This window comes from Allorhizobium sonneratiae, assembly GCF_023700755.1.
GTDB classification, from domain to species: Bacteria; Pseudomonadota; Alphaproteobacteria; order Rhizobiales; family Rhizobiaceae; genus Allorhizobium; species Allorhizobium sonneratiae.
In genome coordinates this window covers 208,672-231,384 of the sequence record NZ_JAMKOJ010000007.1, presented here as the reverse complement: position 1 = coordinate 231,384, position 22,713 = coordinate 208,672, and the positions used below count along the sequence as shown (strand labels likewise).

The window sequence follows — 22,713 nt, the reverse complement described above, 5'->3', positions numbered from 1 at the left end:
ATGCGCCTTCGTTCCGACATGGTGGTTTCGGCCCTGATGCGCCGCGTTTTTGCCGCAGGCGGTTTTGCCGCCATTGAGCACAAGGGCATGGATATGGCCGGGGCCATCTTCGTGCGTCAGCGTTTTCGCGATGGCCTGGAAACGCTTTACGCGCCTGCACCGCAAAGCCTGCTCGACGACGACAGCGCTGCCGAACGCCGTTTCGAGCGTCGTCTCGACAGGGTCGAGCGCGAGGCGGTGGACACGGTCATGACCCGCGAGAGGCAATGGGACGGCGATCTCTGGCTTGTTGAGATCGAAACCGAAGAGATTGGTGATCTTTTGCCTCTGACGTGACCTGTCTTTTGGTTTCACGCGGAATAATCTGCCAACAGAAAAGCCCAAAAACCCGTCATGCTTTTTCGATCAAAAAGCAATGGCCGCTTGAGGTCTTCTCGCTGGCGAGAAGGCGATGCCCATCCTCATGACAGAGATGGGGAATGTCGATACCGGCCAGCGGATCGGTGGTTTCGACCCTGAGCCTTGCGCATCTGGTCATGGACGCCAGTTTTTTACGGGTTTTCAATACGGGAAGCGGACATTTGAGCCCTTTCAGATCCAGAGAGAAAACCGGATCATCCTTTTTGTCCCCGCTCATCGCGACCAGAATTTCCAGAAAGGTTTGGCGGCGACCTGCTGGGGAGGCGCATCGAAGGCGGTCATGGTTGAGGGCGCGCCGATGCTGTTCGGATTGGCAGGCGGCACCGGCCCGGTTGCAGGCAAGGACATCATCGCCGTCTCCGAAGGATCGACGCCTGCCGGGCTTGCCGGGTTCGAGGGGTCAACGCCTGGATTGGTTGGCCCGATACGGCTGGTTTTCCCGCCCGTCGCAACGGAAGCAATCATGGTTTGCGGTGCCGCTGCACCGCCATCTGCCCCTCCATGCCCGGCGCCTCCATGCAATGTCGGATGGGCGGGATCGGCGACATCAGCAAGATCAAGCAACTTGCCCGCCTTCAACGCTGAACCGGTGGGGGCAAAGGCCGGATCATGGCCTTTGCGCAGATCCGCCACCAGCGCCTTGCGCTCAGCCTCGGTCGGATCATACCAGACCTTTTTGGCATACGTCTTCATCGCCTTGGCATAATCGCGCTCATAGGCGGAATTATAGGCGGCAACGGCGGCTGTCAGCTGCGGTGACATGCTCATGGGCGGACAGGCGGCATTGGGATTGAAACCGTGACCGGGCGCCGCCTTTTCATTGAACACATAACGGCGAGAACACACCGCCACCTCCGGCGGACGTTGGGTGATCTCGAACTGGTCATAACCAGCCTTCAGCATTTGCCAGAACGGATAATGCGGGCTGAAATGGTGGCGCGCCATGTTTTCCGCCGTCATGCGGAAGGGAAAGGCTTCAAGCTGCACCGTCTGCTGGCCGCCGCGAAACGCATCGCGGGCAAAGGCGTAGATTTCCAGAATCTGCGCATCGGTCATCGAATAACAGCCTGAAGATGAGCAAGCACCATGGATCATCAGATTGGTGCCCGTAAAACCGTTGACGCTGTCGTAACGGTTGGGAAAGCCGGTGTTGATCGCCAGATAATATTTGGAATAGGGGTTGAGATTGGCAGGCGTCAGCTCATAAAAGCCTTCCGGCGCCTGACGGTCGCCCTCCTTCTCCTTCGGACCGAGCCGCCCCGACCAGGCGCAAATCTGGTAGTCGGCGATTTTGGCAAACTTGCCGTCACGCTTTTCCTTCCAGATCTCCAGAACGCCTTCTTCCTTGAAGATACGGATGGCAATCGGCGAATTACGATCCATATTGAGGGCAGCCATCTGCGTCAGAATCGAATCCGGCAGGGGCTGTTCGACCTTGTTCTTGACGTTATCGGGAAGTTTCTTGTCAACGACGCTATCAAGCGTGTCGTTGCAGCCCCACAGCATCAGGGCTGCCACGAAAACTGGCAGAACAGACAGAACGGATTTCCGGGCGATCAGCATGGCGCGCCACCATTTTCCCATAACAACGGACAGAGCCGTCCGCAGATAATCTGCATACGTCCCGGAACAGATTTCCGCAAGCGGGGCAGCACGTTGATCATCCGCAGATCATGGCAGATCATGGTTTACAAACCGTGAAAATGCCGCGAGAGTCCACAGCCGGACGCCTGATCGCCATGAATCGATTATTCGCTAAGGGCTTCATTCCCGATCAGGCAGAGCGTGTCATTTCGACATTCCATCCGGGCCTGCCGGACAAATGAGAGGGGCAAAAGGCTGCAGGAATGCACGTTTTGCCCTTCTCTGTACGACCCCTCAAACCCGTTAAAGATTGCGGCCAATATCCAGGAATTTTTGCCGACGCGCCTTGCGCAGATCTTCGCCGCTCAGGACAGAAAGCTCCTTGAGCGCTCCGGCAATGGTGTCACCCGTCTGGTCGATGACCGTTTCCGGTCCACGATGGGCCCCGCCGATCGGCTCGGGAATGATGCCGTCGATCACGCCCAGTGCCTTCAAGTCTTCCGCGGTGATCTTCATATTGCTCGCCGCCTCCTTGGCGCGCGAGGAATCGCGCCAGAGAATGGAAGCCGCCCCTTCCGGCGAGATCACCGAATAGATCGCATGTTCGAGCATATAGACGCGGTTGCCGGTGGCAATGGCAATTGCCCCGCCGGAGCCGCCTTCGCCGATCACCACAGAAATTACCGGCGCCTTGATGTTCAGGCACATTTCCGTCGAGCGGGCGATGGCTTCGGCCTGACCGCGCTCTTCCGCGCCCACCCCCGGATAGGCACCCGCCGTATCGACCAGCGAGATCACCGGCAGGCCGAAACGGTCGGCCATTTCCATGATGCGGATTGCCTTGCGATAGCCTTCGGGACGGGGGCTGCCGAAATTATGCTTGATCCGGCTTTTGGTGTCATTGCCCTTTTCCTGACCGATCAACACCACGGGCTCACCGCGAAAACGGGCAAAGCCTGCCTGAATGGCGGCATCCTCGGCAAATTTCCGGTCACCAGCCAGGGGGGTGAAATCGGCAAACAACCGCTTGGCATAATCGATGAAATGCGGCCGCTGCGGATGACGCGATACCTGAGTTTTCTGCCAGGGATTGAGCTTGGCATAAATCTCTTCCATGGCTTCGCGCACACGGGTCTCGAGACGGCCGATCTCTTCCGAGGTGTCGATGCTCTCATCCTCGCTCTTGAGCTTCTTCAACTCGTGAATCTTGCCTTCGAGGTCGGAAATGGGCTTTTCGAAATCGAGATAATTGATCATGAGGTCCGTTCCGGTCCGTTACTCCTGCTCATCCCCCTGCTTATCAGGGAGGCGGTCGGGCTTCTAATCGGTGTTTTTCCCATATTTTGCAAGTGGGTGATGCGTTTCGACCAGAATCTGCAGCTTTTCATCCAGCACATGGGTATAAATTTGTGTCGTCGAAATGTCGCTATGTCCCAATAATTCCTGAAGAATGCGCAGATCTGCCCCATTTTGCAAAAGATGGCTGGCAAAAGCATGACGCAGCACATGGGGAGAGACCGCCTCAGGCGCCAATCCGGCGCGAACTGCCAAATCTTTCAATTCTCGCGCGAAAACCTGTCGCGGCAGGTGTCCTTCCTTGCTGGCGGCCGGAAAAAGAAACCCTGCCATTTTAGGGTTTTCATCTGCCTTGTCCGCCTGCGCGCAACGCCGGGCCTCGCTGTATCGTTTCAGGGCATCGATGGCAGGAGCAGAAAGCGGCACCAGCCTTTCCTTAGCCCCCTTGCCGCGGATCATCAGAAATCCGCCCTCCTGACGCAGGACATGAGCCGGCAGCGCCACAAGCTCACTCACCCGCATGCCAGTGGCGTAAAGAAGTTCGACCAGCGCCAGCCGTCTGAGGCGTTGCAGCTTGTCAGGGCCATCCATCGCAGCTTCATCGGCCGCCAGTTTCAAAAGCCGGTCCACCTCTTCGATCGTCAGCGTCTTTGGCAGTGACAAGCGTTTTTTCGGTGCATCGAGAATGGCCGTCGGATCGTCGCCGCGCAGCCCTTCGCTATAAAGAAACCGAAAGAATTGCCTGAGCGCCGAAAGCCGTCGCGCCTGTGAGGCGGCTTCGTATCCTTTCTCAGTCAGATGCGCCAGATAGGCCGAAAGATCGGCGCTGTCAGCCGTTTCCAGCCGCTTTTGCCGCCCCGACAGAAAGGCAACGACATCGGCCAGATCGCGGGCATAGGAGGTCAGTGTGTTTTTGGCAGCACCACGCTCGGCGCTCATCATTTCCAGAAAGGCCTCGATCCGGGCCTGATCCATTCCGGCCATGGGGCAACTCCCTTGCATCTGTTGCGTCATCACGGCTTGACGTCGGGCCAGCATTTGTCAATAGGGTTGCAAAACGGTTAGAACAAGGCTGATGACCCAGATTCTCGCTCCGCCCGAAGAAACCCTTGCCGAACGGACACGTCGCCTGCTGGGCCGCAGGAGGCTGGTTTTCGTCGGCTTGATGGGGGCCGGCAAGTCTGCGATCGGCCGTCTTGTCGCACAAAATCTGGGCTTGCCCTTCATCGACACCGACAACGAAATCGAGCGTGTGTCACGCATGACGATCAGCGAATTGTTCGCCGCCTATGGCGAGGCGGAATTCCGCGCGCTGGAAACCCGGGTGATCAAGCGGCTCCTTCGCGGCGGCCCCAAGGTGGTCTCCACCGGTGGCGGCGCTTTCATCAATGATCGCACCCGCGCCCAGATCGAGCGTGGTGGCCTCTCCATCTGGCTGAAAGCCGATCTCGATACTTTATGGGAACGGGTCAACAAGCGCGATCACCGTCCGCTGCTCAAGACCGAAAATCCGCGCTCTACGCTGGAAAAGCTGATGAACGACCGCTATCCCATCTATGCGCGCGCCGATATCACCGTGCATTCGCGCAATGAGCGCAAGGAAACCGTTGCCGCCGATGTGATGCAGGCGGTTGTCAGCCATTTCCAGAACAAGCAGGACCAACCATGACCGACAGGAGCAGCAGCGAGCGCGTCGTTCACGTGCCTCTGGGCGAACGCGCCTATGACATCATCATCGGCGAAGGCTTGATCGAGCGGGCCGGCGGCGAAATTTCCACCCGGATCAAGGGCCGTAAGGCGGCCATTGTTACCGACGAGCATGTTGCGCCTCTCTATCTGGAAAGCCTGATGGATGCGCTGGAGGCTGATGGCATCGACGCCACCTCCTTCACCCTGCCTGCCGGCGAAAAGACCAAAAGCTTCGACAATCTGCAAAAGGTTTGCGACGTGCTGCTCGAAGCACGTATCGAGCGCAACGACACGGTGATTGCGCTCGGCGGCGGCGTGATTGGCGACCTCACCGGCTTTGCCGCCGGCATTGTCCGGCGCGGCGTGCGCTTCGTACAAATTCCCACCTCTCTGCTTTCCCAGGTCGATTCTTCCGTCGGCGGCAAGACCGGCATCAATGCCCGCCAGGGCAAGAACCTGATCGGTGTGTTCAACCAGCCGGATCTGGTTTTGGCTGACACAGGCGTCTTGAACACGCTGAGCGAGCGGGAATTTCGCGCCGGCTATGCCGAAGTGGCCAAATATGGTCTGATCGACCGACCGGACTTTTTCACCTGGCTGGAAGAAAATTGGCGCGAGATTTTTGCCGGCGGCCCGGCACGGACGCAGGCCATTGCCGTGTCCTGTCAGGCCAAGGCCGATGTCGTGGTGGCCGATGAGCGCGAACAGGGCCGTCGCGCACTGCTCAATCTCGGCCACACCTTCGGCCACGCGCTGGAAGCTGCCACCGGCTATGACAGCCGCCGCCTCGTGCATGGCGAGGGTGTCGCCATCGGTATGGTGCTGGCCCATGATTTTTCCGCACGGCTCAATCTGGCAAGCCCGGATGACGCCAGACGCGTGGAACGCCACCTGCGGGAGGTCGGCTTGCCGACGAGCATCCGCGACATTCCCGGCGATATGCCCGGCGTGGAGACCTTGATGGCGGCCATCGGTCAGGACAAGAAGGTCAAGAGCGGCAAGCTCACCTTCATCCTCACCCACGGCATCGGCCAGTCCTTCGTCGCCGATGACGTGCCTTCGGCGGAAGTGCAAAGTTTTCTCAGCGAAAAACTCTGAATGCTTTGAGCCGAAACCCCGCCTTCACTTTCTCTTGATCGGCCCCGATCTTTACCAAAGAACGGCTTCTCCCGGCGCGGCAGGCTCGATTGCCAGCGCATGAAGACCCGCATCAAGCTCTGGCCTCAATAGTTCCGTCACCGAGCGGTGACGGGCAAGGCGGTTCATGCCGGAAAAGGCAGCGGCAACGATTTTGACCCGCATATGGGTTTCGCCCGTGCCTGTCATATCCGGCTGATGCCCGGCATGCAGATGGCTTTCATCGATGACGGCCAGCCGTTCAGGCGAAAAAGCCGCCGTCAGCTTGTCTTCGATCCTCTGGCGCAGCGACATGAACAGACCTCATTTTCCATTGACGGGTTCAACCCTCCTAAAAGGCAATAACAATCTGATTTGTCAATTCTTGTCGTGAGGCCCGTCTCACCCCATAATTTGCGGATGAAACTCGACTCACGATATTTCGACAAGATCCGGACACGGCGCAAGAAGGCCGACGAACCGCAACAGCCGATCGCCACTTGCCAGTGGGACGGCTGTGACAAACCTGGTGCGCATCGCGCACCCGTCGGACGCAATGCCGAAGGACAGTTTTTTCTGTTCTGTTTCGAGCACGTCAAGGAATACAACAAAGGCTATAATTATTTTTCCGGCCTGTCCGATGGCGAGATCGCTCGTTACCAGAAAGAAGCGATCACCGGCCATCGCCCAACCTGGACGGTGGGCGTCAACAAGGCCGCCCGCTCGGCACCCCTGCAGTCCAACGCCCGCTCCGGCTCAGCCGCCTCCCAGGCCCGGATGAAGGACCCGTTTGGCTTCGTCCATCAGGCGCGCGGCAATGGGTCGCGCCCTGAGCAGCAGGGTCGCAAGCTCAAGACTCTGGAGGCAAAAGCCTTCGACACACTGGGATTGACCGGCGGCGCCAGCGCCGATGCGATCAAAAGTCGCTATAAAGAGCTTGTCAAGAAACACCATCCGGATGCAAATGGCGGAGACCGTGGATCGGAAGATCGTTTTCGTGAAGTGATCCAGGCATATCAATTGTTAAAGCAAGCCGGTTTCTGCTAGGAGTAGTTGGATAACCTAGCCTGTTTGCCTGAAGAATGCGCCGGTCGGTCCGTCCGGCATGGAGACATGATGAGCAAAATTGATCTTGATATCGCCAACATGCCCGATACGACCGTATCCGTCCGGGAGGTGTTCGGCATCGACAGCGACATTCGCGTACCGGCCTATTCCAAGGGCGACCCTTACGTGCCCGATCTCGATCCCGACTATCTTTTCGACCGGGAAACGACGCTGGCCATTCTGGCGGGCTTTGCCCATAATCGCCGCGTGATGGTGTCCGGCTTTCACGGCACCGGCAAATCCACCCATATCGAGCAGGTTGCAGCCCGGCTGAACTGGCCTTGCGTGCGCGTCAACCTCGACAGCCATGTCAGCCGTATCGATCTGGTCGGCAAGGACGCGATCGTTCTGAAGGATGGCAAGCAGGTCACCGAATTCAAGGACGGCATTCTGCCCTGGGCCTATCAGCACAATGTTGCGCTGGTCTTCGACGAATATGATGCCGGTCGCCCGGATGTGATGTTCGTGATCCAGCGCGTGCTGGAAAGCTCAGGTCGCCTGACGCTGCTCGATCAGAGCCGGGTCATCCGCCCGCATCCGGCCTTCCGCCTGTTTGCCACCGCCAATACGGTCGGTCTTGGCGACACGACCGGCCTTTACCATGGCACGCAGCAGATCAACCAGGCGCAGATGGATCGCTGGTCAATCGTTACCACGCTGAACTATCTGCCACACCAGAAGGAAGTCGATATCGTTCTTGCCAAGGTCAAGAGCTTTGCCGCAAACGAGGCAGGGCGTGACAACGTTAACAAGATGGTGCGTCTGGCCGATCTTACCCGCGCTGCCTTCATCAATGGCGATCTGTCCACGGTGATGAGCCCGCGTACGGTGATCACCTGGGCGGAAAATGCCGAGATCTTCGGCGATATCGCCTTTGCCTTCCGCGCCACCTTCCTCAACAAATGCGACGAGCTGGAGCGCACCTTGGTGGCCGAGCAATATCAGCGCGCCTTCGGTGTCGAGCTCAAGGAAAGCGCCGCCAATATCGTTCTCGGCGCCTGAGCGGAGAAGGGATCATGGCAGGTCGCGGTGACAATTCACAAGCAAGGCCCGGTGCTGCGCCGGATATGGAGCCGGTCAAGCGGGCGATAACCGGCTGTGTGCGCTCCATTGCCGGAGACGCTGCGGTGGAAGTCTCCTTCGCCAATGAGCGTCCGGGGCTTGCTGGCGAACGCATGCGCCTGCCGGAACTGTCGAAACGGCCAACCGCCCATGAACTGGCCGTCACCCGCGGGCTGGGCGATTCCATGGCGTTGCGCCTTGCCTGCCATGATCAGAAAATTCACAGCGCCATGGCCCCCGAAGGGACCGATGCCCGCAGCGTTTTCGATGCGGTGGAACAGGCGCGGGTGGAATCGATCGGCGCCATGCGGATGAAGGGCGTTGCCAACAATCTTCATTCGATGAACACCGAAAAATACGCCAAGGCGAATTTCTCCGGCATCGAAAAGCGCGAGGATGCACCGCTTTCCGAAGCGGTTGCCATGATGGTGCGCGAGGCACTGACCGGTCAGAAACCGCCCGAAAGCGCTGGCAAGGTGCTCGATTTGTGGCGGCCTTTCCTGGAGGAAAAGGCGGCTGGCGATTTTGCCGGTCTCGCCGATGTTGTCGAAGACCAGCAGGCCTTTGCCCGAGTGATCCGTCATATGCTGTCGGCCATGCAGATGGCCGAGGATTTCGGCGATGAGGCGGACGAAGCCGAGGACGAGGATCTCTCCGAGGAAGATCAGCAGCGCAGCGGCGAGGAAGAGCAGGAAAACTCTCAGGAGGAAGCCGGAGCCGAAAGCGCCCCCGCCGATGAAAGCGAAGCGGCGGAAGAGCAGATGGAAGACGGCGAGATGGACGGCGCCGAAATTTCCGACGACGATATGAGCGACGAGGGCGACGAGGACAGCGAAACCCCCGGCGAGATGCGCCGTCCGGCAAGCCCTTTCGACGATTTCAACGAAAAGGTCGATTATCACGTCTTCACCGAAGCCTTCGACGAGGAGGTCGGCGCGGAGGATCTGTGCGACGAAGCTGAGCTGGACCGGCTGCGCGCCTTTCTCGACAAGCAGCTTGCTCATCTTCAGGGCGCGGTCGGACGACTGGCCAACCGCCTGCAGCGCCGCCTGATGGCGCAGCAGAACCGCTCCTGGGATTTCGATCTGGAAGAAGGCTATCTCGACCCGGCCCGGCTGACGCGGATGATCATTGATCCGATGCAGCCGCTCTCCTTCAAGCTGGAAAAAGATACGAAATTCCGCGACACGGTTGTCTCGCTGGTGATCGACAATTCAGGCTCGATGCGTGGACGGCCAATCACAGTGGCGGCCACATGCGCCGATATTCTCGCCCGCACGCTGGAACGCTGCGGCGTCAAGGTCGAAATTCTGGGCTTCACCACCAAGGCCTGGAAGGGCGGGCAGAGCCGCGAACAATGGCTGGCAAGCGGCAAGCCGCCCATGCCCGGACGGCTGAACGATCTGCGCCATATCGTCTATAAATCCGCTGATGCCCCCTGGCGGCGCTCGCGCCGCAATCTCGGCCTGATGATGCGCGAGGGTCTGCTCAAGGAAAATATCGACGGTGAAGCGCTGATGTGGGCGCATAACCGCCTGATCGGTCGGCGCGAGCAGCGCAAGATCATGATGATGATTTCCGATGGCGCCCCGGTCGACGATTCGACGCTGTCGGTCAATCCGGGCAATTATCTTGAACGGCACCTGCGTGCTGTGATCGATCAGATCGAGACGCGCTCGCCGGTGGAACTGCTCGCCATCGGCATCGGCCATGACGTCACACGCTATTATCGCCGCGCCGTCACGATTGTCGATGCCGATGAACTGGCAGGCGCCATCACCGAACAGCTCGCCTCGCTCTTTGACGACAAGCCCGCCAGAAGCCCGCTCGGTACCTACCGTCGGACCGGCTGAAACCGCTCTGACAACGAAAACAACACTTGATAAGTGTTTCAAAGAAAAATACACAATTTAAGATTTTACAATCCGCATGGATGGCTTTCCATCGATGCGGATATTTTTTTGATACTCTCGGAAAAGGGCAATGAAGCATGGCCGAAACAGCGCTGACCCTTTACATCATCCGCCACAGCGAAAAACCGGGGGAGTCCTGGCCAGGACCGGGCCTGAACGCCGACGGTGTTGAGGACAAACACTCTCTGGTCATTCGCGGCTGGCAGCGCGCCGGTGCCTGGGCTGCATTTTTTATCAATGGCGGAGCGGGCCAGATTCCACAAACCGTCTATGCCGCCAAACCGGCGACAGTCGACAATCCCAAAGAGAGCAGCCGCCCTTATGAAACCGCCCTGCCCTTTTCCGAGCGGCTCGGCCTTGCAGGCCCGGACGATCGTTTTGCCAAGGGAGAAGAAGCCGCTCTTGTGACGGACCTGCTGGGCTTGAGCGGTGCTGTTCTCGTCTCCTGGGAGCACAAGGCGATTGTCGATGCCATCATTCCGCAGCTGCCGCTGAAATCCGGCATCAGCCCCCCGACGACATGGCCGGGAGACCGATACGATGTCGTCCTGCAGTTCGACCGCAAAGCCGGAGACAGCAGCTTTTCCTATCAGATGCTTTGCCCCTGCCTGCTATCCGGCGACAGCGCCACACCGTTTTGATCATGGCACAACCGCTGACCAAAGCAGCGGTTGTGGACCTGCTAGGGCATTTCCGGACGGAAAACCGCTATGCAGTTTTCCTGCAAATTCTCTAGGCAGCAAGCCAATGCAGTGCCTTGTTCTGCTCATAGACAGGCAGGCGGGCCACAAGACCGTCGAGACCGTAATAGTGGCCAGCACGCCGCAGGATCAACACACCCAGCGCAAGCGCATAGATGAGATGATAATCGATCATGAAGTCATTGACATTGTCGATATAGGGAAAATCCATATGCGCCGTCCAATAGGTCACCATGATCAGGATGGCGAAGGGGGCGCTGGCGCGCACGAACAGGCCGGAGATCAGCGACAGGCCGATCAGCATATGGCCATATTCCACCAGGAAGGCCACAACCGGCAGAAAAGACGATTGGGCGAGCGGGCCATAGAGAAAGTGGAAGGTCTTGGTGCCGGACAGAAAATTTCCAACATAGGCGTTATTGCCGAAATGGTGGATCGAGGCCCACAAAAATACCCAGCCAATGGAAATGCGAATAAGGGCCAGCAGAATGCGTTCGGCCTGGGTCGATCTATCGATTGTCATCATGGCGTTATCCTCTAAAAAATGGCTCAAGACAGTGTCTGAACGCAAGATAAGCGAGGATTGGCCACTTGCTTTTGACTTAAGTCACAGGCAGAGGCAGACGAGACGATAAAACGCAAAAAACCTGAACGGCAGGCCATTCAGGTTCATTGCAATCAAAAGTCTGGCAAACCGAAGTTCGACAATCAGGCTGCTGCTTCAGCGCCCTTCTTGACGATCTGGCGACGCAGCAGGCGGGCGCGCATCGACAGCTGCTTTTCGTCAGCCTTCAGCAGGAAGGCATCGAGACCACCGCGATGCTCGACAGAACGCAGAGCAGCAGCGGAAACGCGCAGACGATAACGCTGGCCGAGAACGTCGGAGATCAGCGTGACATCGCACAGGTTCGGCAGGAACCGGCGACGGGTCTTGTTATTGGCATGGCTGACATTGTTGCCCGACTGGACGCCCTTGCCGGTCAATTCGCAAACACGGGACATTGTGCACCTATTTTCTTCTTGGCAATCGGAATGCAGCCCGATCAATGCGGGGTCGCAATCCAACGCGGTCTGATTGGAAAGTTGCGGTTCTATAGTCAGCTTGCGGCCCCACGTCAAGCCAAACTTCAGGCCAAACGTCAGCATTTGCCGTATTTGGCCTGTCTTTCGGTTATGGTCCTGCCACAGTGACAGGCATAATCATACCATCTTCTGTTTCACTCCGGTGTCTTGCCATGCGTGTTTTTCGCTTCCACCTGACGGCCTGCCTCCTCGCCATGACCATCGGCCAGACATCGTCACCGGTCTGGGCGGCCACGCGGACAACCACCGAATATCGCGTCACCATTCTCGGTATTCCCGTGGCGCGCGCAGCCTTCGCCACGGACATAGACACGCCGTCCTACTCCATCACCGGCACGATTTCGTCTGCCGGGATCACCACTCTGTTTGTCAGCCTTCTGGCCACCACCACCGTGAAGGGCCAGATCGTAGGCGACCGGCTTTCTCCAAGCACCTATCGGCTGGTTTATACCCGCGGCAAGAAAACCCGCATCTATGACGTCGGCTATAGCCATGGCGACGTAACCAGAACAACCATCGCACCCGAACCGCATCGCGATCCCGATCGCTGGATCCCGGTCAGCCCTGCCGACCTCAAGAGTGTGCTTGATCCGCTGGGCGGACTGATCCTGCCCGGCAATGCCAATCTCTGCCACCAGACCCTGCCGATCTATGATGGCGAAAGCCGTCTCGATCTTGTGCTCTCGCCCAAGGGCAAGGCAAGCTTCAGCGCGGGAAAAACCTCTGGCGAGGCCATCGTCTGCGGCGTGCGCTATGTGCCGAAATCCGGCTACAGCCGTGGCCGCGACGATATCGAGTATCTGCGCAAGGCCACCTCCATGGAAATCTGGTTTGCGCCGACCGGCACAATGAACTTATATGCGCCTGTCTATGCGCGCATTCCCACCCGCATCGGACCGCTTTCGATTACCGCAACCAAATTCGGCCCCTGACAGGAAGCATAATGAAGGTCAAGGCAACGCTGATCGGCTTTTCCGCCATTCTCATGTGGTCGCTTCTGGCGCTGTTGACGGCAGCCTCGGGTACCATGCCGCCATTTCAGCTGTCCGCCATCTGCTTTGCCATTGGCAGCCTGCCCGGGATCGTGACCTTCGTCGCCAGCCCGGCCCGGCTGAACAATCTTCGCCAGCCATGGCCGGTCTGGGCAACCGGCATAGCGGGCCTTTTCGGCTATCACTTTCTCTATTTCACGGCATTGCGCAATGCACCAGCCGTCGAAGCCGGGCTGATCGCCTATCTCTGGCCGCTGCTGATCGTCTTCGGTTCGGCACTGCTGCCGGGAGAAAAACTGCGATGGTATCATATGGCTGGCGCACTGGCGGGCCTCGGCGGCACCGTACTGATTGTGGCGCGCGAGGGCGTCGCCTTCAATCCTGCCTATGCGCTGGGCTATGGGGCCGCCTTTGCCTGCGCCTTCACCTGGTCCGGTTATTCGCTGCTGACCCGCCGCTTCGGCGCGGTCTCCACCGATGTGGTGACCATTTACTGCATGGCGACAGCAATCCTGTCGCTGATCAGCCATATCGGGCTTGAAACCACGGTCTGGCCCGAAAGCGGCAGCCAGTGGCTGGCCATTGCCGGGCTCGGCCTCTTGCCGGTGGGTGCAGCCTTCTATGCCTGGGATTATGGCGTGAAGAACGGCGATATCCAGCTTCTGGGCACGGCAAGCTACACCGCTCCGCTTCTCTCCACCCTGATCCTCATCCTCTTCGGTTTTGGTGAACCGAGCCCGCGTATTCTGATTGCCTGCCTGCTGATCACCGGCGGGGCGGCCCTTGCCGCCAGCGGCATGATGCGGCGGCAAAAACCCGCATGACATCACCCCGGCTGCCAGCCGGGCGGAGCCATGACGAAACTGGAAAAATCGAAGCCGGGCGCGACAGTGCAGCCGACAAGGGTGAAGGCGCCAAGGCTTTCAGCCGCCTGCCAGTGACCGGCGGGAATGACAGCCTGCGGCCGCTCACCCTTGAGAAGATCCGGCCCCAGCGTCACGGTTTCAACAGCATGGCCGTCAATGCTGCTGCGCAGGCAAAGCGGCGCACCGGCATAATAATGCCAGACTTCGGCCGCATCCGTCACCTTGTGCCAATGAGAGCGTTGCCCCGCTTCCAGCAGATAATAGATGGCGGTGGAATGGCCGCGCGGCAGATCACCGCTTCTGTCGCGAAATGTTTCCTTATACCAGCCGCCTTCAGGATGCGGCAGCATGTCGAGGGCAGCGATGATCTCAGCGGCCGTGACCATCAGAAATTATCCTTGCGCTTGCGGATTTCGGCAAAGACCTCCTCATTCGTCTTCGTCTCCATGATCAGGTTGCGACGGATCTTCGGATCGGCAGCGCGCAGGAAAGGATTGGTTTCCTTTTCCAGATAAAGCGTGGTGGGAATTGTAAACCTGCCCTCGGCGCGCAGAGCCTCGATCTCGGCAGCGCGCGTCTTCAGCCGTTCATTGTCCGGATCGATGGTCAAGGCAAAACGGGCATTGGACAGCGTATATTCGTGACCGAAATAGATCGTCGTTTCATCCGGCAGCACACAAAGCTTCTGCAGGGAACGCCACATATCGGCGGCAGAACGCTCGAACAAGCGGCCACAGCCAAGGGCAAACAACGTATCGGCGGCAAAAAGCAACTTGGCATCGGGGAAATGATAGCAGATATGACCGGCAGTATGACCGGGCGTTTCGATCACCTGCACCCGGTGCGGGCCGAAGAGAAATTCGTCACCATCGGCCACGCTGCGGTCAAGGCCAGGAATGGCGACCGCCTCGTTGACCGGCCCGATGATCTCCAGACCGTAACGCTCCTTCAGCGCCAGATTGGCCTCGACATGGTCAATGTGATGATGGGTGGTGAAGATATGGGTCAGTTTCCAGCCGCGTCTTTCGGCGGCGGCGATGATTGGCCCTTCTTCCGGCGCATCGATAGAGACCGTCAGACCGGTTTCAGGGCAATGAACCAACACGCCATAATTGTCCGAGCGACATGAAAAAACTTCGATCTCCGGTGTTTGCATCGGTACTATCTCCCTGACTGCCTGTAGATAGGCCCTAATCTAGTCATCGGGGACTTGATGTCCAACCGCCCGATGCTAACAATATGCCCATGCATGTGGATATCGTCGATTTACGCCAGTTTTATCATTCGCCCCTCGGCAGACTGACAGGGCAGTCGATCACCATGGCGCTCGCCTCGATTTGGCCGCCACTGCCGGAAGAGCGGCTGGTCGGCCTTGGCTATTCCATTCCCTATCTCGACCACTTTCGCGCCGATACCGAACGGACATTTGCCTTCATGCCCGCAGGACAAGGTGCGGTGAACTGGCCACCGGGCGAACTATCGGCAACGGCGCTGGTCTTCGATGAGGAATTGCCGCTGCCGGACAGTTCCATCGACAGGGTGCTGATGGTGCATTCGCTGGAATTTGCTGAAAATCCGCGTGAGACGCTGAAGGAAATCTGGCGCATTCTCGCCCCCGGCGGACGTCTGGTCATCGTCGTTCCGAACCGGCGCGGGGTCTGGGCGCGCATGGAACATACGCCCTTCGGTTCGGGGCGTCCCTATTCGCGCGGTCAGTTGACGGAATTGTTGCGGGAAACCAATTTCACACCGGGAGCAACGGCGGAGGCGCTGTTTTTTCCGCCCTCACGCTCGAAAACCGTGCTGGGGTTGCGCGGCGCTTTCGAGCGCTTCGGTCGTGTCGTATCGCCTGTTTTTGCCGGCGTGATCATCGTGGAAGCGCAAAAACGGCTCTATCAGGGCCTGCCGCTTGCCGTGCGCGCCTCACGCCGGGTCTTTGCCCCGGTGCTTGCGCCACAGGGCATTCCCAGCACCCGCGAGGCTTCATCAGCGCTGCGGCGCACCCTCGACAAAATAACTGTTCCGGGGTAAGCGATCCCATTCTTTTCCAGTCGATCAGCAGGATGACAATCATGGTCAGCGACATGAACCAGCCCGTTCCGCGTCCGGGCATTCTCGATATTGCCGCCTATGTGCCGGGCAAGGAACATGCGCCGGGTGTCGAGAAGGTGTACAAGCTGTCCTCCAACGAAACGCCACTCGGACCGAGCCCCCGCGCCATTGACGCCTTTCGTCAGGCAGCCTCCAGTCTGGAACTCTATCCCGATGGCCAGGCCATGAAGCTGCGCGAAGCAATCGCCAGCGTTTACGGCCTCAATCCGGGCAATCTCCTCTGCGGCAACGGTTCCGACGAACTTCTGGGATTGCTCGCCCACACCTATCTCGGCGCAGGCGACGAAGCGATCATCACCGAGCACGGCTTCCTCGTCTACAAGATCCAGATCACTGCGGCTGGCGCCACACCCGTGACCGTCAAAGAGCATGACTGCCACGTTGACGTCGACGCCATTCTCGCCGCCGTGACGGAACGCACGAAAATGGTGTTCATCGCCAATCCCGGCAATCCGACCGGCACCTATCTGCCGGGGTCGGAAATCCGTCGTCTTGTTGCCGGTCTGCCGAAGCATGTGCTTTTGGTGCTGGATGCCGCTTACGCCGAATATGTTCGCCGCAACGACTATGAAGCCGGGCTGGAAATCGTTTCGGAAAACCGCAATGTCGTCATGACCCGTACCTTCTCCAAAATCCATGGGCTGGCGGCGCTGCGCATCGGCTGGATGTATGCGCCTGCCGCCGTCATCGATGCCGTCAACCGGGTGCGCGGCCCCTTCAATCTCAGCGCTCCGGCGATTGCCGCAGGCGCTGAAGCCATTCTCGACCGCGATTTTGCCCATCAGGCGGCTGATTTCAACGTCAGCTGGATCCATCGGCTGACGGACGAATTCACGGCTCTGGATCTCAAGGTCACACCTTCGGTCACCAATTTCCTGCTGATCCACTTCCCCGATGAGGATGGCAAGCGGGCAGCAGAGGCCGATGACTTTCTCACGAGGCGCGGCTTTATCCTGCGTGCTGTGCGCGCTTACGGCTTCAACAATGCCCTGCGCATGTCGATCGGCACGCAAGAGGCCAATCTCGGCGTCATTGCCGCCCTTACAGATTTTATGGGACAGGCCGCATGAGCATCCAGCCGTTCAAACGCATCGCCCTGATCGGCATTGGCCTGATCGGTTCATCGATTGCGCGCGATGTGCGCAAGCTGGGACTTGCCAGTGAAATCGTCGTCTCCACCCGGTCGGCTGCAACGCTGGAGCGGGCCGAGGAACTGCGGCTTGGCGATTTTTACACCACCTCGGCGGCAGAAGCCGTCAAGGGCGCCGATCTGGTGATTGTCTCGGTGCCGGTCGGCGCCTCGGAAAGCGTGGCCTTACAGATTGCCCCGCATCTGCGCCCGGGCACCATCGTCACCGATGTCGGCTCGACCAAGGCCTCGGTCATTGCCCAGATGCAGCCCCATCTGCCGAGCCATGTGCATTTCATTCCCGGACACCCGCTGGCCGGCACGGAAAAATCCGGCCCCGATGCCGGATTTTCCGGCCTGTTCAAGGGCCGCTGGTGCATCTTCACGCCCCTGCCGGACACAGATGCCGAAGCGCTTGCCCGCCTGCGCGGTTTCTGGGAGGCGTTGGGCTCGCGGGTCGACGAGATGGACCCGCAACATCATGACAAGGTTCTGGCCATCGTCTCGCATCTGCCGCATATCATCGCCTACAATATCGTTGGCACGGCGGACGATCTGCAGACGGTGACGGAATCGGAAGTGATCCAATATTCCGCCTCCGGTTTCCGCGACTTTACCCGTCTGGCCGCCTCCGACCCGACCATGTGGCGCGATGTCTGCCTGCACAACAAGGATGCCATTCTGGAAATGCTGGCGCGGTTTTCCGAAGACCTCGCCTACCTGCAAAGGGCCATCCGTTGGGGCGAAGGTGACAAGCTTTACGAATTGTTCAGCCGCACCCGCGCCATCCGCCGCTCCATCGTCGAAGCCGGTCAGGATGTCGACGTGCCGGATTTCGGTCGCCACGCGCTCGACAAAAAAGAGTGACCTCGTTTTACACCGGTGGAATATTGCCGATCGGGATAAAGCCCAGCACCACGACGCCGCGGGTGATCTGCAAGGTCACCTGCCCCTGGTTCTGACCGAGGAATAATGCCTTGATCACCTTGGCCACCGTCTTGATTGTTCGTTGTTCATCGGGATAGGCTCCCATTGCCAGATCACGCCAGCCATCCAGCTTGTTCACCGACAGTTTCAGCGTGCCGGAAACAAGACCGTTTTCATCAATGCTCAAGGGACCACTGGCGGTAATCGAGCGTCCTTCTCCGGCATTCAGCTGAAGCCCGTTGACGGTACCGGTCAGACCGTGCAGTTCGATCGGCTTCGGATTGTCGATATCCAGAATGCCTGCCTGCCCTAAAAGCTTGACATCGAGATCGATCGACAGAGGCGGCAGCGGCGGCATATTTTCCGTTGCCCCGAAATCCATGTTCTGCACCTGACCGGAGGCTGCAAGATCGTCTCCCTCGCGCTCCAGACTCGTATGGATACGGGCAGCATTGATCTGCATGATCTTGCCCGTCAGAGCATGGGCCACAGTTGAGCGCAGCCGGTCAATGGTGAGCTCCTGGGAATCGATGCCACCAATCCCCGTCGTCATGCTGGAATAGAGACTACCCCAGTCGAAGGACATGGAAGCACCGCCGCCTGTCTGGATAATGGCCGGGCTGTTGATATTGAGACGCACCATGCCGGGATGAAAAATTTCCGCCGCAGAACGGAAAGCGCCAAAGGAGCCGCTCAGTCCATTGGTCTTGTTGGCAAAGGTGACCTTGGCGCAATTCAACCCGATATGCAGCGGAAACCCGCTCATATGCATTTTCGAGCAGGTCAGCGATGCCGAAACAGGATTTTTCCCATTGAAGGCTTTTTCAAGCTTCAGCGTGGCGTAATGGGCGGCCGCAAGCCAGGCGACGCAATAGATCACCACGAAGACAAGAATGGCCAAAAGACCCAATAACACGGTCTTGCCTTTTCGAACGCCTTTCGAGGACCCGTCCACCCGCTCTGCCATTCCCATGGATGTCTCCTCTGTCCGCCATGGTTTTACATCGACGCCTCTTGTGCGCCATGCCACTCAACTCTTATATAGCGCCGCGCGCCGTCACTGACACTTGGCGACGATAAGCCGCTCTGAACAAGACCTGTTTCCCCTTGAGCGAGATTCGGCTTCAAACAGCATGAAACAGGAAGGCAGCCAGCATGAACCCAATTTTCGTCGGGTCTGCACCTTCCCCAGACAAGAGTTTACAGGCGATATGGACGAATTTTGGGTGTTTGGCTACGGATCTTTGATGTGGAATCCGGGTTTTCCCTATGAAGAGCAGATCAGGGCGCGTGCCCACGGTTTTCACCGGTCGCTGTGCATCCGCTCCTTCGTCCATCGCGGCACCGAAGCCGTGCCGGGTCTGGTACTGGGGCTCGATCGGGGCGGCTCCTGCCAGGGGCTGGCCTTCCGCGTCAGCAACGAGACATGGCTGCAAACGCTCGCCTATCTGCGCGAGCGTGAGCTTGTCACATCGGTCTATCTCGAACGACACCTGCCCTTGACCCTTGCCGATGGACGACGCATCCAAGCGCTCGGCTATGTGGTGGACCGCAGCCATCACCAATATGCCGGCGCAATCACCGTCGAAGAGGCTGCCGCAATCGTGCTCCGCGCCACGGGTCGCTCCGGCCCGAACCGCGCCTATGTCGAAAATACCGTTGCCCACCTCAAGGGCATGGGCATTCGCGACCGATGGCTGGAGAGACTGGCAGACTCTCTTCACACCGACATCTGAACCGGCGCATTCCCCGCAGATAATATCGCAAGCCGCGCCTTGACCGTTTCAGGCAGTTCAAGACCGGGATTGTCCTTGACCATATCGACGAGCAGGGCGTCGCTTGCCGCCTCCAGCTCTTCAATCAGCCTTGCGAAAAAAGTGTCCGGATCGAGGCCTGGCGCAATCGGCGGCAGGATGCGAACCTTGTAATGGCCCGGATAGCGCATCAGGCTGCGGCGCGGCCAGAACAGGCCGGCATGCAGCGCAACCGGCACGACCGGCACCTTCAGATCCCGATAGAGCCGGGCAATGCCGTATTTGTAATCTGGCTCGGCTCCCGGCGGGCGGCGGGTGCCTTCGGGATAGATAATCAGCTGGCGACCGCTTTTCATTTCCTCGGCCGTGCGCTTCATGACTTTCAGCATTTCACGACCGCGCGCGCTGCGATTGACCGGGATCATCCTCTGCTTTTTCGCATACCAGCCGAAAAGCGGGATCGCCATCAGCTCGCGTTTCAAAATATAGACAGGATCGTCAAGAACAGGCAGCAGCGCATAGGTATCCCAGAAGGATTGATGCTTCGGCGCAAGAATATAGCCGCCCTTTGGAATATTCTCCAGACCTTCGATCTCGAAGGTCATACCGACGATCACCCGCATCAGCCAGTGGTTGGAGCGTGCCCAAGCCTTGACGATGCTGTCATAGGCCCTCTTGCGCGGCAATAGAAAATAGATCGGCGACAGCACGATCATTCGCACGATGAGATTGGCATAGAAGAGAAGATTGAACAGCAGGGAGCGCAAAGCAAGCATGAAAGGGCCATCGGCTGGAGTGTGTCTGAAAAGGAGTAAATCGGCGAATGAGGCTTCGGATTACCTTGTTTTCGTTTATCTTTTCGGAAAATCTGGTTCCATTTTTCCGAAGATCACACTTACAGGAAACTGCTGTCAAGCGAAAGACAACATCAGGCCTTGCCGGAGGTTTCCTCATCGCCATGAGAACGGCCATGATGGGCAAAGGCATGTTTCTGGCTACGCTCGACATCGGCGGGCGAGCGCAGACCCTGCCATGCACCCCAGCCGATCCGGTCACGCAGACTGGCGACGATGATCTTGGCATATTCCGACAGAAGGGTCCGCAAGGCGTTGGGATCGGTATACCAGGCCTTGACCAGCAGATCGCCATTGACCACCGGATAGGGAATGAAGTGTGTCTGGTGATCGATGCGGCGCAACTCCATCAGGCTGCGCTCGATGTGATAATTGCTGGTGACGACCAGAACCGATTTATAGCCCTTGTCGTGAATCCAGCGTTCCGTCTCATTGGCATTGCCGATCGTATCGATTGCCTCATAGCCCATATCCACGCAACAGGCGAAGAGATCGGCCGAGCTTTGCGTCATGCGGCGGATTTGCGCCGGCGTGGTCGTCGGATGCACGCCGGAAATGAGCAGACGCTTGCCCGCGCCGCGCCGGAGCAGATCCACCGCCTGATCGATCCGCTGATAGCCGCCGGTCAGCACAACGATGGCATCGGCCTTGGGATCGACAGGCGGCTTCATCGTCGAGACCATATCGGCAAAATGCAGAAATCCGCCGATAAAACCCGCCACAAGCAGAATGACCACATAGCCGCCGAACCGCAAAAGACGGCGCAGCCTGTCCTTTCGGTTGAACAGCCGACGAAAACCCTGCGCAGTGGTGCCGGGCTTTTCCGTCTCTGTCTTTCTGTGGCGCATGTTCATGGCCCGCACATTCATTCTCTTCGGATCTGCATTGGAATATTGCCCCCACCGACCATGCAATAGCGGCAGCAAAAGGGAGCAAGGCGCTTCCCATCCTCTTATTTTTCGGTCCGCCACAACGCAACCGCCTCTGTGAGAACGTTTCAGTGTTTCACGGAAACGTTCTCACTCTTTGTTCTTCCGCATTTACAGGAAAACCGTACGCGGTTTTCCTGTAAATGCGGAAGTCGGCAGCGGCATACACCATGTCAATCAGCGGGCAGACCGCCGCTGCGGCTCGGATCGGATCGGATGAGATCAATTTCATCGATTGCCCGCATCACCGTCAGGCGAGCGGTGACAGTGGTCAAAAGCGCAATCACCAGCATGGTGGCGAAAATCCCGAGATAACCGGTCCAGCCGATTTCAAACCGACCGAAAAGTGCTGCCGCCTGATCGCTTTGCGGTGTGGCAAGTGTATGATTCTGCCAGAAACTCGCCAGCGCAAACAGGCTCGTGGCGACAAGCCCGCCCGCAGCCGAGCCCTTGAGGCTGATTTTCAGAAAATGTTTCTGGAATTCGCGCGCGACGAACAGGCTTTCGGCCCCGACAAAATGCAGAACCTCGATGATGTGCCGATTGCCGGACAACGCCCCCCGCGTGGCAAATACCACCGTCAGGATCATGGCGGTAAACACCAGCAACAGAATGGCAAAGCCGATCAGCACCGTGGTGTGCGCCATGGAGACCAGCCTGTCCACCCAGGTGCGGTGATCGTCCAGAGACGCTTGCGGAATTTGCGCCGTCAGAAGATCGCGCATCGCCTGAAAATCCGGCGGGTGGTCTTCGTCAATGGTAATGATCACCAGCCGCGGCACCGGAAGGTCGTGAATGTCGAGACCGCTGCCCAGCCACGGCTCCAGCAGACGGGCGGTCGCCGCCTCATCAACGATCTGACCGCTCTTGGTGCCGACAAAGCTCAGGGCGATGGTCTTGGCCTTTTCGAGTGCCGCATTCATATCCAGCGTGTCGTCCGGCTTGATCTGGATGGTGATCTCCCGCGAAATCTGGCTTTGCCAGCTGGCCGCCGTCGCCCTGACCATCGACACCGCACCCAGCGTCAGACAGGCCAGAAAGGCCATGATGGCAATCACCACCATCAGCGCATTGCCCTGAATATTGGAGGGCGGCAGGATAGGCCCGATCGGGCGCACGGCAAGATCCGGGCGGCGGGCACGAGCCTGACCGGGCGGCGGCATGGCAAGCGAAGCAGGA

27 protein-coding genes are annotated in these 22,713 nt (G+C 58.6%); 14 read left to right on the top strand and 13 right to left on the bottom strand.

Annotated features, from left to right (window positions below):
- On the top strand, nt 1-336 hold the full coding sequence (locus NAC44_RS14390; protein WP_250941915.1) for a DUF1491 family protein: 336 nt from the start codon (nt 1-3) through the stop codon (nt 334-336).
- 55 nt (nt 337-391) lie between these two features.
- Here NAC44_RS14390 and NAC44_RS14385 read toward each other — a convergent pair whose 3' ends face one another.
- Together NAC44_RS14385 and NAC44_RS14380 are read right to left on the bottom strand one after the other, a co-directional pair.
- Nucleotides 392-637 carry a sulfurtransferase TusA family protein gene (locus tag NAC44_RS14385; RefSeq protein ID WP_250941817.1) on the bottom strand — a complete coding sequence of 82 codons (246 nt, stop codon included), beginning with the start codon at nt 635-637 and terminating at the stop codon, nt 392-394.
- A complete protein-coding gene (locus NAC44_RS14380; protein WP_420839945.1) occupies nt 634-2,004 on the bottom strand; it encodes a L,D-transpeptidase family protein in 1,371 nt (456 codons plus the stop codon). Before NAC44_RS14380 ends, NAC44_RS14385 begins: the two co-directional genes overlap by 4 nt.
- Nucleotides 2,005-2,093: 89 nt before the next feature.
- Here NAC44_RS14380 and NAC44_RS14375 point away from each other — a divergent pair, with 89 nt between their 5' ends.
- Complete coding sequence (locus NAC44_RS14375) at nt 2,094-2,246, top strand: hypothetical protein (RefSeq protein WP_250941816.1); 153 nt, start codon at nt 2,094-2,096, stop codon at nt 2,244-2,246.
- A 61-nt stretch (nt 2,247-2,307) separates the two neighbouring features.
- On the opposite strand, the gene NAC44_RS14370 is transcribed toward NAC44_RS14375, so the two are convergent.
- Complete coding sequence (locus tag NAC44_RS14370) at nt 2,308-3,261, bottom strand: acetyl-CoA carboxylase carboxyltransferase subunit alpha (RefSeq protein ID WP_250941815.1); 954 nt, start codon at nt 3,259-3,261, stop codon at nt 2,308-2,310.
- Between the two features lie 63 nt (nt 3,262-3,324).
- Nucleotides 3,325-4,284, bottom strand: coding sequence for a site-specific tyrosine recombinase XerD (gene xerD / locus NAC44_RS14365; RefSeq protein WP_250941814.1), 960 nt, complete (start codon nt 4,282-4,284; stop codon nt 3,325-3,327).
- 91 nt (nt 4,285-4,375) lie between these two features.
- On the opposite strand from xerD, the gene NAC44_RS14360 reads away from it, so the two are divergent.
- Together NAC44_RS14360 and aroB are read left to right on the top strand one after the other, a co-directional pair.
- Complete coding sequence (locus NAC44_RS14360) at nt 4,376-4,969, top strand: shikimate kinase (protein WP_250941813.1); 594 nt, start codon at nt 4,376-4,378, stop codon at nt 4,967-4,969.
- On the top strand, nt 4,966-6,087 hold the full coding sequence (gene aroB, locus NAC44_RS14355; protein ID WP_250941812.1) for a 3-dehydroquinate synthase: 1,122 nt from the start codon (nt 4,966-4,968) through the stop codon (nt 6,085-6,087). The genes NAC44_RS14360 and aroB overlap by 4 nt, the downstream gene beginning before the upstream one ends.
- Nucleotides 6,088-6,138: 51 nt before the next feature.
- On the opposite strand, the gene NAC44_RS14350 is transcribed toward aroB, so the two are convergent.
- Nucleotides 6,139-6,420 (bottom strand): BolA family protein, encoded by a 282-nt coding sequence (locus NAC44_RS14350; RefSeq protein WP_250941811.1) that lies wholly within the window; start codon nt 6,418-6,420, stop codon nt 6,139-6,141.
- A gap of 105 nt (nt 6,421-6,525) precedes the next feature.
- Between NAC44_RS14350 and NAC44_RS14345 the strand changes: the two genes are divergently transcribed.
- From NAC44_RS14345 to NAC44_RS14330, 4 genes are all read left to right on the top strand, one after another.
- A complete protein-coding gene (locus NAC44_RS14345) occupies nt 6,526-7,152 on the top strand; it encodes a J domain-containing protein (protein ID WP_250941911.1) in 627 nt (208 codons plus the stop codon).
- A gap of 69 nt (nt 7,153-7,221) precedes the next feature.
- Nucleotides 7,222-8,214, top strand: a complete 993-nt coding sequence (gene cobS, locus NAC44_RS14340; protein ID WP_250941810.1) for a cobaltochelatase subunit CobS — start codon at nt 7,222-7,224, stop codon at nt 8,212-8,214.
- 14 nt (nt 8,215-8,228) lie between these two features.
- A complete protein-coding gene (cobT, locus tag NAC44_RS14335) occupies nt 8,229-10,127 on the top strand; it encodes a cobaltochelatase subunit CobT (protein ID WP_250941808.1) in 1,899 nt (632 codons plus the stop codon).
- Nucleotides 10,128-10,264: 137 nt separating this feature from the next.
- A complete protein-coding gene (locus NAC44_RS14330; RefSeq protein ID WP_250941807.1) occupies nt 10,265-10,828 on the top strand; it encodes a histidine phosphatase family protein in 564 nt (187 codons plus the stop codon).
- Nucleotides 10,829-10,919: 91 nt separating this feature from the next.
- On the opposite strand, the gene NAC44_RS14325 is transcribed toward NAC44_RS14330, so the two are convergent.
- A complete protein-coding gene (locus NAC44_RS14325; protein ID WP_250941804.1) occupies nt 10,920-11,414 on the bottom strand; it encodes a DoxX family protein in 495 nt (164 codons plus the stop codon).
- 182 nt (nt 11,415-11,596) lie between these two features.
- Nucleotides 11,597-11,890, bottom strand: coding sequence for a 50S ribosomal protein L28 (gene rpmB / locus NAC44_RS14320; RefSeq protein ID WP_250941802.1), 294 nt, complete (start codon nt 11,888-11,890; stop codon nt 11,597-11,599).
- Between the two features lie 233 nt (nt 11,891-12,123).
- On the opposite strand from rpmB, the gene NAC44_RS14315 reads away from it, so the two are divergent.
- Together NAC44_RS14315 and yddG are read left to right on the top strand one after the other, a co-directional pair.
- Nucleotides 12,124-12,903 (top strand): DUF3108 domain-containing protein, encoded by a 780-nt coding sequence (locus NAC44_RS14315; protein ID WP_250941799.1) that lies wholly within the window; start codon nt 12,124-12,126, stop codon nt 12,901-12,903.
- A gap of 11 nt (nt 12,904-12,914) precedes the next feature.
- Complete coding sequence (yddG, locus tag NAC44_RS14310; protein WP_250941797.1) at nt 12,915-13,787, top strand: aromatic amino acid exporter YddG; 873 nt, start codon at nt 12,915-12,917, stop codon at nt 13,785-13,787.
- 2 nt (nt 13,788-13,789) lie between these two features.
- On the opposite strand, the gene NAC44_RS14305 is transcribed toward yddG, so the two are convergent.
- On the bottom strand, nt 13,790-14,215 hold the full coding sequence (locus NAC44_RS14305; RefSeq protein ID WP_250941795.1) for a cupin domain-containing protein: 426 nt from the start codon (nt 14,213-14,215) through the stop codon (nt 13,790-13,792).
- Entirely contained in the window at nt 14,215-14,985 is a 771-nt protein-coding gene (gene gloB / locus NAC44_RS14300; RefSeq protein ID WP_250941794.1) for a hydroxyacylglutathione hydrolase, read from the bottom strand. Before gloB ends, NAC44_RS14305 begins: the two co-directional genes overlap by 1 nt.
- An 89-nt stretch (nt 14,986-15,074) precedes the next feature.
- Between gloB and NAC44_RS14295 the strand changes: the two genes are divergently transcribed.
- From NAC44_RS14295 to NAC44_RS14285, 3 genes are read left to right on the top strand one after another with little or no spacing between them, the layout of a single operon-like run.
- Nucleotides 15,075-15,860 (top strand): class I SAM-dependent methyltransferase, encoded by a 786-nt coding sequence (locus NAC44_RS14295; RefSeq protein WP_250941792.1) that lies wholly within the window; start codon nt 15,075-15,077, stop codon nt 15,858-15,860.
- 41 nt (nt 15,861-15,901) lie between these two features.
- Nucleotides 15,902-17,011 carry a histidinol-phosphate transaminase gene (gene hisC / locus NAC44_RS14290; protein WP_250941790.1) on the top strand — a complete coding sequence of 370 codons (1,110 nt, stop codon included), beginning with the start codon at nt 15,902-15,904 and terminating at the stop codon, nt 17,009-17,011.
- The gene (locus tag NAC44_RS14285) at nt 17,008-17,937 is read left to right on the top strand and encodes a prephenate/arogenate dehydrogenase family protein (RefSeq protein WP_250941788.1); all 930 of its coding nucleotides are present in this window, start codon (nt 17,008-17,010) and stop codon (nt 17,935-17,937) included. Before hisC ends, NAC44_RS14285 begins: the two co-directional genes overlap by 4 nt.
- Nucleotides 17,938-17,944: 7 nt before the next feature.
- Here the strand turns inward: NAC44_RS14285 and NAC44_RS14280 are convergent, their stop codons facing one another.
- The gene (locus tag NAC44_RS14280) at nt 17,945-18,970 is read right to left on the bottom strand and encodes a DUF2125 domain-containing protein (protein ID WP_250941786.1); all 1,026 of its coding nucleotides are present in this window, start codon (nt 18,968-18,970) and stop codon (nt 17,945-17,947) included.
- A 238-nt stretch (nt 18,971-19,208) separates the two neighbouring features.
- Between NAC44_RS14280 and NAC44_RS14275 the strand changes: the two genes are divergently transcribed.
- The gene (locus NAC44_RS14275) at nt 19,209-19,733 is read left to right on the top strand and encodes a gamma-glutamylcyclotransferase (protein WP_250941909.1); all 525 of its coding nucleotides are present in this window, start codon (nt 19,209-19,211) and stop codon (nt 19,731-19,733) included.
- On the opposite strand, the gene NAC44_RS14270 is transcribed toward NAC44_RS14275, so the two are convergent.
- From NAC44_RS14270 to NAC44_RS14260, 3 genes are all read right to left on the bottom strand, one after another.
- Nucleotides 19,718-20,527 carry a lysophospholipid acyltransferase family protein gene (locus NAC44_RS14270; protein ID WP_250941784.1) on the bottom strand — a complete coding sequence of 270 codons (810 nt, stop codon included), beginning with the start codon at nt 20,525-20,527 and terminating at the stop codon, nt 19,718-19,720. The two genes, NAC44_RS14275 and NAC44_RS14270, sit on opposite strands and share 16 nt — an antisense overlap.
- A gap of 152 nt (nt 20,528-20,679) precedes the next feature.
- Nucleotides 20,680-21,459 (bottom strand): YdcF family protein, encoded by a 780-nt coding sequence (locus tag NAC44_RS14265; RefSeq protein WP_420839944.1) that lies wholly within the window; start codon nt 21,457-21,459, stop codon nt 20,680-20,682.
- Between the two features lie 248 nt (nt 21,460-21,707).
- Entirely contained in the window at nt 21,708-22,697 is a 990-nt protein-coding gene (locus NAC44_RS14260; RefSeq protein ID WP_420839950.1) for a cell division protein FtsX, read from the bottom strand.
- Nucleotides 22,698-22,713: the final 16 nt, after the last annotated feature.